The organism is Streptosporangium sp. NPDC049248 (assembly GCF_040678965.1).
Taxonomy (GTDB): domain Bacteria; phylum Actinomycetota; class Actinomycetes; order Streptosporangiales; family Streptosporangiaceae; genus Streptosporangium; species Streptosporangium fukuiense.
On the sequence record NZ_JBFAQY010000001.1, the window covers coordinates 108800 to 120605 of the forward strand.

The window sequence follows — 11806 nt, forward strand, 5'->3', positions numbered from 1 at the left end:
CACGCCGAGCCGGCTCGACAAGAGGGACCGGCACTCCCCCAGGGGAGTGCCGGTCTTTCTGTTAAGGCGGGTCAGCCGGCCAGCCGGTGCTCGACGCGGCGGAGGGTGTCGAGGTATTCGGGCTCGGGGGACATGGCCGCGGCCAGCCGCAGGTGTGGCAGGGCCTCGGGGTGGCGGTTGGCGCGTTCGAGGGTCCTGCCCAGCAGGAACCGGGCGTAGTGGTCACCGGGAGTGCGCTCCAGCAGCGATTCCAGCGTCTCGCTCGCCCGGCCGAGCTGGGCCGAACCGAAGTAGGCGCGGGCCGCCAGCAGGCGGACGGCGGGATCGTCGCCGTGCTCGGCCATCAGCGGCTCCAGGGTCCGCAGGGCACCGAGGGGGTCTCTGACATCCAGCAGGGCCTCGGCCTGGCGTAGCCACCTGACCTCGTCGGGGAGTTCCCGCCGGGGGGCGGCGTGCCGCACCAGGTCGGCGAGGACCTCGGGCGGTTGCGCGCCCGCGACCGCCGTGTCACCCACCACGAAGGTCGGCGAGGTGGCGATGCCGGCGGCCTTGCCGCGCAGCAGTTCGGAGCGGACCTCCGCCGCCCCCTCGCCGCGCTCCAGCGCCTCGGTCATGCCCCCGAGTCCGGCCTCGGCGGTGAGCGCCGCCAGCGTGTCGCGGTCTCCGATGTCGGAGCCCTCGATGAAGTGGGCACGCAGGATCCGCTCCACGACCGCGCCCTGGAGCGCCGCGCCGCCGCGGCCGTAGGCGAGGGCGATGACCCGGTGGGCGTCGAAGGTGTTCGCCCGCCACACGGCTCCCCAGCGCCGCCCGCCGTCGCCGGCGTGCTCGCCGATCCGCTCCGCGGCGGCGACACGTGAGACCCGGGCTCGGTTCTCGGCCGGGGACAGGACGGGGTGGCAGGCCCGCAGGGCCCCCTCGGCGACCGGGTCGCGAAGGGCGTCCCGCAGCGGCTCGGACCGCGCCGGAGCCATCGGGTCGATGAGGTACGGACGCCAGACGATCTCCACGTCCTCGCCGAGGTCGGCCTGCTCCAGACGTCGCTTGCCGATGTAGGCCCACGCGCAGACCATGTCGGCCCAGACTTCGATGCGCTTCATGGCCGCCATAACAAACGACAGGCGTCGTTTATTCGACAGGTGTCGTTTAGAGTCGACGGTGTGCCCGGAGACGATCCCAGAATTCGCAGAACCCGCGCCCTGCTGCGCTCCGCCGCCCTGGAGCTGGCCGCCGCACGGGATCCCGACTCGGTCACCGTCGCCGAGATCGCCCAGCTGGCCGGGGTGAACCGGGCCACGGTCTACGTTCACTACCGTGACCGCGACGATCTCGTGCTCGACGCCATGGAGGCCGCGATCAAGGAACTGGCCGCCGAGGCCGCGCGGTGTCCCTACCGGGAGCCGGGGCCGGTGCCGGCGCCGCTGGTCGCGCTGTTCGAGCACGTCGGTGAGCGAGCCCCGCTCTACCGGCGGATGCTCGGGCCCTCGGGCAGCGCCCGCTTCTGCGCGCGGCTGCGCGAGGCGTTGGCCGCGGAGCTGAGCGGTCCCTTCGCGGCGGGCTCCCGGCCCCCCGGGCACGACGAGGTGCCACCGGAGATCCATGCCCACCATGTGGCGGGCGCGCTGGTCGGGCTCTTCACGTACTGGCTGGGAGAGCGGCCGCCCCGCCCGGCCGAGGAGATCGCGGCGATGGCGTGGAACCTGATCCGCTGATCCGGACCCCGGTGGCCGGGAGCGGACGAGACCGGTCCCTCGGGGAGGGAGCACGGGGGCGACGACGGTGATCGACGACGTCCGTCCCACCCGGCCCGTCGATCCCTCAAGTGGTGGTAAAGCCGGGGAAAATACAGCGGATTGCCGGGAACGCTGCCCGAATATGATGTCGAACTCTTACGCTGTCTCAGAGGCTTCCGATGAGCCCGATGGCGGAGGGGTTCCGTGGCGGACGTGCATCCCGAGCATGCGCAACTCCAGGCGGACCGGATCTACCTGGGCTGGCAGTATGCGCTGTTGCACCCGGATCCAGGTCCGGCTCCCAAGCGACCCTCGCCGGTGGAGAGTCCCGCGGAGCCCGTCGACCCCGAGTGGGTGCGCAGGGAGCGCCTCAACGAGGACCTGCTGAACCGGCCGGTCAAGATCGTCCGTGCTTTCATGGCCGCACTCGCCACGCTGATCCTCGTCCTCGGCCTCACCGAGATGCTGAGCTGGTCGTTCGCCGCCGTCGGGGTGATCGCCGCCGGTGGCATCGCGGTGTTCTGCAGCTACGCCGTCCACCAGGGCGACCGGGCGGTCCGCCACCGCATCAGGGAGCGGGAGGTGGCCGGTGACCGGCTACGGGAGGAGCGGGACAGGGAGCTCTTCGCCGCCCAGGAGGAGCACGCCGCACGCTACCGGGAGTGGGCCGAGAAGAAGGAGCGCCACGACCGCCAGCTGACCTGGTACGCGGTGGCCGTGCCCGACGAGATCGACCGGATCGACGTGGCCGGCGGCACGCTGCCCGGCTGGTCGGCGCTGATCACCCTGCTCGGCGCGACCCGCCTCTACAGCGGTGGCCACCTGACCGTGCTCGACCTGTCCGAGGGGGCGATCGCCAAGGACCTGATCGAGCTGGCGCGCAGGGGCGGTGACGACCCGCTGGTCTGGGTGCTGCCGGTCGACCTCGCCAAGCTCGACCTGGGGGCCACGCTGGCCCCCGAGGCGTTCGCCGACGTCCTCGCCCACGTCGTGAGCGTCAGCGAGGAGCACCGCACGACCAGGGACCTGTCGTTCGACAACGCGATCCTGGAGCGGGTGCTGGAAGTCCTCGGTGAGAGTGCCACGATCAACCAGGTCACCGCCGCGCTGCGGGCCCTGGCCCAGGTCGGCGACCCCCGGGAGGACCTGCGGTGCGGACTGATCACCGCCACCCAGCTGGAGCGGATCGGCACGCTTTTCGGCCGCGGCGTCAGCGACCGCGTGGTGATCGAGCGGGCCTGGGCGCTGGAGTCGCAGCTGCGCAAGCTGGAGACCCTCGGCTCGGAGGCGGTGCGCCTGCCGCCCGCCCGCCTGCGGGTCGTGTCGATGGACCGCCAGGCGGGCGTGTTCGGCAACCGTGTCCTCGGCACGTACGTGGCCACCGCGCTGACCCACATCCTGCGCCAGTCGCCCGCCTCCGAGCGGCCCTGGTATCACACGATCATCGTCGCGGGCGCGGACAAGCTCCGCGGTGACGTGCTGGACCGGCTCATGGACGCCTGCGAGACCTCCAGGACCGGGCTGGTGCTCACCTATCGCTCGCTGACCCCGACCGTGCGGGAACGGCTCGGGCGCGGGCACGCGGCGGTCGCGTTCATGCGGCTCGGCAACGCCGAGGACGCCCGGATCGCCAGCGAGCATGTCGGCACCGAGCACCGCCTGGAGCTCGCCCAGCTCACCGAGACGATCAGTGCCGCCGGGGCCGGCATGGACGGCGGCTACATCTCCACGGTCGGCCAGGCGGAGGAGGGCGACGACGAGCGCGACGTGAGCCGCGCGGACCTCAAGGAGGACATCACCTTCTCCACCGAGTGGGGCCGTCGCGCGACCAAGGCGATGGGGGAGACGGAGCGGGTGCTGCACCGTTCCCGGGAGTTCCTCGTCGAGCCTCACCAGCTCCAGCAGCTCCCCACCACCTCGGTGATCGTCACCGACGCCACCGCCCAGGGGCGCAGGGTCCGTCTCGCCGATGCCAATCCGGCCATACTGACCTTCCCCAAGACGACGCTGGGCGAGTTCGACGAGATCAAGGAAGCCGTGCTGGAGCGCGTACAGGAGAGTAAGGCCGAGCCACGCGAGCCGAGCCCGTTCGAGGACGCACCGCCCAACCTCGGCCCGCCCCCGGCGAGGCTCGACTGGCGCCGCCGCCAATGAGATCCGGGCCCGCGCCGCCGACGAGTCGGCGGGCGGGGATTCGGCCGGTGGGGATCCGGGTAGCGATGATCCCGTCGGGGACGGTATCGCCGGGCATGCCAACGGGGCGTCCGTATGTCGTAATGGGATGGTCAATGTGGAGGTGCGAGCCCCGAGTCAGGTTCGACCGTGGTTACGGGGGTGACCTACCCCCGATTACGCGTCGGCCGGTATGGCGGAGTGATCCGTGAAGCGTCAACCCTCCGGCCTGGAGCCGGGTCCCCCGGGTGGAGACCAAATGCAGCCAAGTGTGTCCCGTCCGCCCAACGCCCTGACCGGTCCCTGGTACAGAATCCAGGCGATCACAGCGCCCTCGCGCAGTTCCTCCGCCGAGTGGGACTTCGTCACGGTCCTGCCCGCCGTGCTCTCCACGGCCCAGCGCAACCGGCCCTTCGTGGTCGGCTGGCTCTCCCGGGGATCCGGCGCCCCGCTGGAGCTGATCACCAACGCGGGGCCGCTGACTCCGCCGCGCCCGCCCCGCAGGGCCGCCACCGAGGTCGAGCACGCCCCCGGGGGCCCCGAGCCGCTGCTCTTTCCCAGCGGCGCCCGTGGCGTCCGGATCGGCGACGAGTGGCTCCGCGACCTGTCCGACCTGGTGTGGACCGTCTGCCCCGGCCGGCAGGCCCCGCCGCTCGGCGGCCGTCGCGAGCCGGACGCCGACGAGATCAGGCGGCCCACGCTTTTCGAGTCGACGCTGGTCACGCTCATGTCCCGGCCGTTCGCCTGGCTGGTGGTGGCCGAGCAGACCGACCTGCTGGACGCCGAGGTCGCGCACCTGCGCACCCAGCTCAACGTGTTGCGGCAGTACGGCGACGCCTCCGAACGCTCCCGCTACGACGCGGAGCGGGCCGAGCGGCGCATGCAGGAACTGGACGCCTTCCGCGAGGCGGGGCTGTGGAACGTCCGATTGCTGGCCGGGGCCGCCGGCCCCGAGGAACTGCGCCAGATCGCCCCGGTGCTCGTCGGCTCCGCCGAGATGAGCCACCACCCCTACCGCCTGCGCAGCGCGCTGTCCGGTCCCGTACACGGTTTCGCCGAGGCGCTGGCGGTGACCCTGCAGGATCCGGCGGACGGTGCCGCCGCCCCGTTCGCGGCCACCGCCGGGGCGCTCGCCGCTCTCGCCGGGCTGCCGCACCGGGAGGTGCCCGGGGTACGGGTGCTCGACGCAGGCTTCTTCGACGTGACCAGCGAGGCCGACAGCGCGCCCGGCGCGTCGGCCGTCGAGCTCGGGGCCATCCTCGACGGCCAGGACAGGCCGGTCGGCTCGTTCAGGGTCCCGCTGGCCACTCTCAACCGGCACGCGTTCGTCACCGGCGCCACCGGCTCCGGCAAGTCCCAGACCGTCAGGCACCTGCTGGAGGCGCTCACCGGCGCCGGCGTCCCGTGGCTGGCCATCGAGCCGGCGAAGTCCGAGTACGCCTCGATGGGCGGCCGGATCGAGCACCTCGCCCCGGTGACCGTGATCAACCCGTCCGCCCCGGAGAGCGTGCCGTTCAGTGTGAACCCGCTCGCTCCCGAACCCGGCTATCCGGTCCAGGCCCACATCGACATGGTCCGGGCGCTGTTCATGGCGGCCTTCGACGCCGAGGAGCCGTTCCCGCAGATCATGTCGCTCGCCCTGCAGCGGGTGTACGAGGCCAACGGGTGGGACGTGGTCACCGGCTGGGCCGCTCCCGGCGCCGCCGTGCGGCCCGCCGTGCCGACCCTCGAACAGCTGCAGCGGCACGCGATGGAGGTGATCAAGGAGATCGGCTACGGGCGGGAGGTCCAGGCCGATGTGGAGGGCTTCATCTCGCTGCGGTTGCGGTCGCTCCGGGTCGGCTCCGCCGGCCGGTTCTTCGAGGGCGGGCACCCCGCCGACATCGGCGACCTGCTCCAGCGCAACGTGGTGCTCGCGATCGAGGACGTCGCCAACGACGAGGACAAGGCGTTCCTGATGGGCACGCTGATCATCCGGATCGTGGAGCACCTGCGGATGCGGGCCAGGAAGGAGCGGAGCAGCGGGCTGAAGCACGTCATCGTGATCGAGGAGGCGCACCGGCTGCTCCGCGACCGGGGCGCGGGGCGGGCCAGCACGCACGCCGTCGAGCTCCTGGCGGGCATGCTCGCCGAGATCCGCGCGTACGGCGAGGGCATCGTGGTCGCCGAGCAGATTCCCACGAAACTGGTCTCCGACGTCGTGAAGAACACCGCGCTGAAGGTCATCCACAGGCTCCCCGCCGAGGACGACCGCCGGTTGGTCGGGGCGGCGACGAACCTGAGCGAGGAACAGTCCCGGCAGGTCGTCTCGCTCCCGCCCGGCGTCGCCGCGGTCTTCGCCGACGGCATGGACCGGCCGCTCCGCATCCAGGTGCCGCTGGGCGAGGACCGTGAGCGCCCGGTCCCCGGCCACACGCCGCCCATCTGCGGCCGCCGCTCGGCGGCGTGCGGGCAGGAGTGCCGCAACGGCCGGGCGTGCACGCTGGTCGAGCTGCGCGAGGCGGACCTGCTCGCCGAGGCGCCCGAGTGGGCCTGGCTGCGGATCTGGACGGACACGCTGGTGCTGGCGTTCTGTACCAACAGGCCGGCGCCCGGGGTGCCCCGGGCGCTGGCCGACCTCTGGGCGGAGCTCCCGGCACGACGGCGCGAATGCCTGCTGGCCACCACCGCCGAACGGTGCGTGGGCCGCCGCGCGTGGTCGCTGCGCACCGTCCACGACCCGGCCACGCTGACCGAGCAGGTCGCCGCGATCGCGACCAGGCTGCTCGGTCCCGACCGCGACCCCGGCGAGCGTCCCGGGCCCGCCTGGGTCATTCCGCAGGTCAGGTGGCTGCACGAGGTGGACCGGCTCTTCCCGCACGGTCAGCCCGCGCCCAACCCGCGCGGCTCCGCGCCGGTCATGGAGTACGCCCTGTTCAACCGTCCCGCGGGCGGCCCCGAGCTGCTCGGCCACCGGGCCAAGGCGCTCCGCCACCACCCGCTCTCCATGGAGGTGGACCGCAACCGGGAACTGGCCTGGCGGGTGATCCTCGGCGACGACGAGCGCGAGAGTGTGGAGCGCGACATCCTCACGGTCACCATCGGCATCGACCCGGCCGAGCGGCTCCGGCACGTGGCCCAGACGATGGGGGCGGGCTGGCTGGAGAGCGTGCTGTCCTGGCCGCACCGGTTCGTGCTGCCGTTCGACGCCGATTCGCAGGAACCCGTCGAACTCGTCTTCGCCGAGCAGTGAGATGTGGCCGGGGGACATCCGGCCACATTTCCCGCTGTGGAGCCTGGGGAGTTCGTTCCCGCCGTATGGTGAGAACGGTCTGGTCTGCGGCCTTCACCCCGCACCGGCCGGGGCGTGTGACGTGCCGCCCGGGGGTTGGGGTGCCGAAGCCCGGCTAAGATCTGCGGCATGAACGATTCGGCGATTCCGGCTCCGCGGCCGGGCCGGCAGGCCGCCGGGTCGTCCCGCGAACGGTCGCCACGCGAGGAGACGGCATGACTCAGCTTCCGCTGCGGGCGCAGCTCGCCACCGCTCTCGGCCGGACGGCCGCGACCCTGTCCCGGGTCACCGGACGCGGAGACGGGTCGGTGATCGGAGGCCGGGTCAGCATGCTCCTGGAGCCCGACCTGCTGCGCAAGCTGGCACGTGACCGCAAGCTCGCGCTGGTGAGCGCGACCAACGGCAAGACCACGACGACCCGCCTGATCACCTCCGCACTGTCGGATCTCGGCGACGTCGCCACCAACGCCTTCGGCGCCAACATGCCCGCCGGGCACGTCTCGGCGCTGTCGTCGGCCAAGCACGCCCCGTACGGGGTGCTTGAGGTCGACGAGAAGTACCTGCCCGAGGTGATCGACACCACCGGCGCCGGGGTCATCTGCCTGATGAACCTCAGCCGGGACCAGATGGACCGGGCGGGCGAGATCTGGCTGCTCGCCCAGAAGTGGCGGCGGGCGCTGGCCGGCAAGAACACCCATGTGATCGCCAATGCCGACGACCCGCTGGTGACCTGGGGCGCCTCCACCGCGGCCTCGGTCACCTGGGTGTCGGCCGGGCAGCCGTGGAAGGAGGACTCCTGGTGCTGCCCCGAGTGCGGCGGCCCCCTCGACCGCAAGGGCATGGAGTACGTTCCGCCGGGCAGCCTCGGCTCCGGTGCCTCCTCGCAGGCCGGGGAGAACGACTGGGCCTGCCGCGAGTGCACCTTCCGGCGGCCTGAGCCGTCCTGGGTGCTCGACGACGACGCGGTGATCGACCCGCGCGGACAGCGCTGGGTGCTGGACATCCAGCTCCCCGGGCGGGCCAACCGGGCCAACGCGGCGATAGCGCTGGCCACCGCCGAGGCGTTCGGGCTGCCGGTCGAACGGGCACTGCCCCGGCTGCGCGAGGTCAGGTCGGTCGCCGGCCGTTACACCACCGTGGAGCGCGGCGGACGGCACGCCCGGTTGCTGCTGGCCAAGAACCCGGCCGGCTGGCTGGAGGCCTTCGACGTGCTCGACTCCTCGCTGCCGGTGATCCTCTCGGTCAACGCCCAGGGCCCCGACGGCCGCGACACCTCATGGCTGTGGGATGTCGACTACCGCGTGCTGCGCGGCCGGCCGGTCTTCGTGACCGGCGAGCGGCGGCTCGACCTCGCGCTCCGGCTGGATGTGGCGGACGTGCCGTTCCAGCTGGCCGGATCGTTCGAGCAGGCGCTCGGCGCGCAACCGCCGGGCAAGGTCGACGTGATCGCCAATTACACCGCCTTCCAGCAGATTCGATCGGAGTTCGGTCGTGCAGTCTGACAGCGCTCTACGCCTTGTCTGGATCTATCCGGACCTGTTGAGCACGTACGGCGACCAGGGCAACGTCCTGGTCCTGGAGCAGCGCGCCCGGCGCCGCGGCATCCCGGTCGAGACCGTGCACGTGCGCTCGGCCGACCCGGTCCCGGAGAGCGGTGACATCTACCTGATCGGCGGCGGCGAGGACCGGCCGCAGATCCTGGCCTCCGAGCGGCTTCGGCGTGACGGCGGCCTGCACCGGGCCATCCAGCGGGGCGCGGCCCTGCTGGCCGTGTGCGCGGGCTACCAGATCATGGGCACCACCTTCGGCGGCGAGGAGGGGCAGCCGGTCGACGGCATCGGCCTGATCGACATCTCCAGTGGCCGCGGCGCGGGCCGGGCCGTCGGCGAACTGGCCGGGGAGGCGGACCCGGCGCTCGGCATCCCGACGCTGACCGGCTTCGAGAACCACATGGGCGTCACCCGGCTCGGACCCGGTGTCCGGCCACTGGCGCATACGGCGGTCGGCACGGGTAACGGCGACGGCACCGAGGGCTGCTACACCGGCAAGATCGTCGGCACCTACCTGCACGGTCCGGCGCTCGCCCGTAACCCCGGCCTCGCCGACCTGCTGCTCACCTGGGCGGTGGGTGCCCAGTTGCCGCCGATCGACGACTCCTGGTTCGAGCGCCTCCGCGAGGAGCGCCTGGCCGCGGTGCTACCCGGCTGACGCCGGAAACCGGCCGTCCGGCATTGCCGGGCGGCCGGAGGGCGCGTTCAGTAGACGAGAGCCTGGACGCCTTCGCCCAGGACCTCCTCGACGAACGTGGGGGCGCCCGCGATGCGAATGCCCTGGATCACGTCGTCGACCGTTATGTCGCGCCGGGCCGCGCACTGGGTGCACAGCGTCACCCTGCCGCCGGCGAGCACCGCGTCGAGCAGGTCGCCGAGCTGGGCGGCGTGCGGGAGGGTGAACTCCTTCGCCCGTCCGGGGAGGGCGAACCACGAGGACTCGCCGGTCAGCCAGAGCGAGACGGGGACTCCGCTCGCCAACGCCGCCGCGGCCACCGTGAACGCCTGGTTGCAGCGCTCGGGTGAGTCTTCGCCGGCGGTAACCTTGATCACCAGTGATCGTGCCATGCCCGAAGCCTATGCGGGTCCGCCTCGCGGGCGCGAACCATATCAGGGCGGCTCCGGGCCGTGTTTCCCGGATTTCTCGCCCACTCGCCTGCATTGCCACCGGTCGGCGCGGCACGGCGCCGCTCCCTTCGCCGCCCTGCCGGTGCCGTGGCCGGGAACGACCAATGGGTTCGGGGGAGCCGTGGACATCCCGATCGGCACCAGGAGGTGCGGAAGCCACGGTGGATCGTGCGCCGTCGGAGCGGCCGATCACTCTCACCCGTAGCCTGGCGGCTCCCGGTCCGGTGATCGTTTCGGTCGCAGCGGCGCGCAGCCGCCGCGTTCCGCGAAACCCGTTGAACGGATGGCAGGCGAACGACCACGATGACCCTCATGGACCTCGTATCCTCTCTGCCCGCCTTCGTGCTGGCCGTGGTGCTGATCTCCGCCTCGCCCGGCCCGGCGATGGCGCTGATCCTGCGCCGTGCGGCCCTGCGCGGCTTCTCCGGCGCGGTGCCCACGGTGCTGGGCCTGGAGGCCGGCCTGTATCTGTGGGCGTTGCTCGCCGCCGCCGGGCTCGCCGCCCTGGTGGCCGCCTCCGAGGTGGCCTTCCTCGTCCTGCGCGTGGTGGGCGCGGGCTTCCTGCTGTACCTCGGGATCAGGGCCTGGCGCTCAGCGTGGCGCGGGCGGGGAACGAGCGGGGCGGCCGAGGAGGTCGCGGACCCGGCGCCCGGGGCGGCGCTGACCTGGTGGAAGGCGTTCGGCGAGGGATCGGTGGTGATGCTGGCCAACCCGAAGGCCGCCGCCTTCATGATCGCGCTCTATCCGCAGTTCGTACCGGCCGGCCGGCCGCTGTTCGCCACGACCGCGCTGCTCGCCGTGCTCCAGGTGGTCATCGAGACCCTTCTGTATCTGGCGCTGGCGGCCGTGATCGGGCGGGCCGGCGCGTGGTTCCGCCGCCCGGTGGTCCGGCGTCGGCTGGACGCGGTCAGCGGTACGGTCCTCGTCGTCCTCGGCCTGCGGGTGGCCGTCGAGAGCCGTTGACGCGCCCGCGCCGGAGCCGGGCGAGCGTCCGACCGGCCCTCGCCACGGCGAGCGTCGCGCGGCAGGGCCTAGGCTCGGACCCATGGACGTTCCCGAACTGCATCCCGATCTTGAGCCGATCGCCTTCCTCGTGGGCGTGTGGGAAGGCGCCGGAGTCGGGGGATATCCGACGATCGAGAGTTTCAACTTCGGCCAGGAAATCGTCTTCGGCCACAACGGCAAGCCGTTCCTGACCTACAGCAGCCGCACCTGGCTGCTCGACGAGGCGGGCGAGAAGGTCCGTCCGCTGGGCGTCGAGACCGGTTTCTGGCGCCAGCTCCCCGGGCGCCAGCTGGAGGTGTGCCTGTCACATCCCACGGGCATCGTGGAGGTCTACGTCGGCGAGGTGGTCTTTCACAAGATCGAACTGCACACCGACGTGGTGGCCCGCACCGCCACCGCCAAGGAGTACACCGGAGGCCACCGCCTCTACGGCCTGGTCAACGGCAACCTGATGTGGGCGTACGACATGGCTGCCATGGGGCAGCCGCTCCAGTCCCACATCTCGGCCGAGCTCAAGCGGGTCGGTGACTTCGCTCCCGACGCCGGGTGAATCCCCGAAGGCGAGCCGGGCGCCCGATGAGCGCTCCTGCCCGTACCCGGGGGTGGCGGAGGCGGGGCGCTGACTAGGCTCTGGGAAATGAGCACTCCCTTCCCTCCCGAAGCGGTCGAGGCCATCAAGCGCCACATGAACGACGACCACGCTGACGACGCGCTACTGATCTGCAGGGGCCTCGGCGGGCAGCCCGAGGCCACCGGCGCGACGACGACCGGTGTCGACGCCGAGGCGATCGAGTTCGCCGCCGTGGTCGGCGGACGTGAGATTCCGGTCCGGGTTCCGTGGAGCACCACACTGACCGAACGCGCGCAGGTCCGTACGGAGGTCGTCCGCCTCTATCGGGACGCCTGCGCGGCCCTTGGCGTCCCCGCCCGCGGCGAGCACTGACCGG

10 protein-coding genes are annotated in these 11806 nt (G+C 72.2%); 8 read left to right on the top strand and 2 right to left on the bottom strand.

Features of this window, described 5'->3' with window-relative positions:
• Nucleotides 1–71: 71 nt before the first annotated feature.
• Nucleotides 72–1100 (bottom strand): DsbA family protein, encoded by a 1029-nt coding sequence (locus AB0K21_RS00570; protein WP_364146798.1) that lies wholly within the window; start codon nucleotides 1098–1100, stop codon nucleotides 72–74.
• Between the two features lie 60 nt (nucleotides 1101–1160).
• Here AB0K21_RS00570 and AB0K21_RS00575 point away from each other — a divergent pair, with 60 nt between their 5' ends.
• The 5 genes from AB0K21_RS00575 to AB0K21_RS00595 all read left to right on the top strand — a co-directional run bounded on the left by AB0K21_RS00575 (nucleotide 1161) and on the right by AB0K21_RS00595 (nucleotide 9384).
• Complete coding sequence (locus AB0K21_RS00575; RefSeq protein ID WP_343981717.1) at nucleotides 1161–1712, top strand: TetR/AcrR family transcriptional regulator; 552 nt, start codon at nucleotides 1161–1163, stop codon at nucleotides 1710–1712.
• A 225-nt stretch (nucleotides 1713–1937) separates the two neighbouring features.
• Complete coding sequence (locus tag AB0K21_RS00580; protein ID WP_343981719.1) at nucleotides 1938–3887, top strand: hypothetical protein; 1950 nt, start codon at nucleotides 1938–1940, stop codon at nucleotides 3885–3887.
• Nucleotides 3888–4164: 277 nt separating this feature from the next.
• Entirely contained in the window at nucleotides 4165–7137 is a 2973-nt protein-coding gene (locus tag AB0K21_RS00585) for an ATP-binding protein (RefSeq protein ID WP_343981722.1), read from the top strand.
• Between the two features lie 254 nt (nucleotides 7138–7391).
• The gene (locus AB0K21_RS00590; protein WP_343981725.1) at nucleotides 7392–8678 is read left to right on the top strand and encodes a MurT ligase domain-containing protein; all 1287 of its coding nucleotides are present in this window, start codon (nucleotides 7392–7394) and stop codon (nucleotides 8676–8678) included.
• Entirely contained in the window at nucleotides 8668–9384 is a 717-nt protein-coding gene (locus AB0K21_RS00595) for a glutamine amidotransferase (RefSeq protein WP_364146803.1), read from the top strand. The genes AB0K21_RS00590 and AB0K21_RS00595 overlap by 11 nt, the downstream gene beginning before the upstream one ends.
• A gap of 47 nt (nucleotides 9385–9431) precedes the next feature.
• Here AB0K21_RS00595 and AB0K21_RS00600 read toward each other — a convergent pair whose 3' ends face one another.
• Nucleotides 9432–9794 (bottom strand): DsrE family protein, encoded by a 363-nt coding sequence (locus AB0K21_RS00600; protein ID WP_364146806.1) that lies wholly within the window; start codon nucleotides 9792–9794, stop codon nucleotides 9432–9434.
• Between the two features lie 372 nt (nucleotides 9795–10166).
• On the opposite strand from AB0K21_RS00600, the gene AB0K21_RS00605 reads away from it, so the two are divergent.
• The 3 genes from AB0K21_RS00605 (at nucleotide 10167) to AB0K21_RS00615 (ending at nucleotide 11802) form a co-directional block, all read left to right on the top strand.
• A complete protein-coding gene (locus AB0K21_RS00605) occupies nucleotides 10167–10817 on the top strand; it encodes a LysE family translocator (protein WP_364146808.1) in 651 nt (216 codons plus the stop codon).
• Between the two features lie 82 nt (nucleotides 10818–10899).
• The gene (locus tag AB0K21_RS00610; protein ID WP_343981739.1) at nucleotides 10900–11409 is read left to right on the top strand and encodes an FABP family protein; all 510 of its coding nucleotides are present in this window, start codon (nucleotides 10900–10902) and stop codon (nucleotides 11407–11409) included.
• A gap of 87 nt (nucleotides 11410–11496) precedes the next feature.
• Nucleotides 11497–11802 carry a DUF2470 domain-containing protein gene (locus tag AB0K21_RS00615; RefSeq protein WP_343981742.1) on the top strand — a complete coding sequence of 102 codons (306 nt, stop codon included), beginning with the start codon at nucleotides 11497–11499 and terminating at the stop codon, nucleotides 11800–11802.
• The last annotated feature ends 4 nt before the right edge of the window (nucleotides 11803–11806 follow it).

Coding starts and splice junctions, on each gene's coding strand:
- AB0K21_RS00570 (WP_364146798.1), bottom strand. CDS start 1,100: ATGAAGCGCATCGAAGTCTGGGCCGACATGGTCTGCGCGTGGGCCTAC.
- AB0K21_RS00585 (WP_343981722.1), top strand. CDS start 4,165: ATGCAGCCAAGTGTGTCCCGTCCGCCCAACGCCCTGACCGGTCCCTGG.
- AB0K21_RS00590 (WP_343981725.1), top strand. CDS start 7,392: ATGACTCAGCTTCCGCTGCGGGCGCAGCTCGCCACCGCTCTCGGCCGG.
- AB0K21_RS00600 (WP_364146806.1), bottom strand. CDS start 9,794: ATGGCACGATCACTGGTGATCAAGGTTACCGCCGGCGAAGACTCACCC.
- AB0K21_RS00605 (WP_364146808.1), top strand. CDS start 10,167: ATGGACCTCGTATCCTCTCTGCCCGCCTTCGTGCTGGCCGTGGTGCTG.
- AB0K21_RS00610 (WP_343981739.1), top strand. CDS start 10,900: ATGGACGTTCCCGAACTGCATCCCGATCTTGAGCCGATCGCCTTCCTC.
- AB0K21_RS00615 (WP_343981742.1), top strand. CDS start 11,497: ATGAGCACTCCCTTCCCTCCCGAAGCGGTCGAGGCCATCAAGCGCCAC.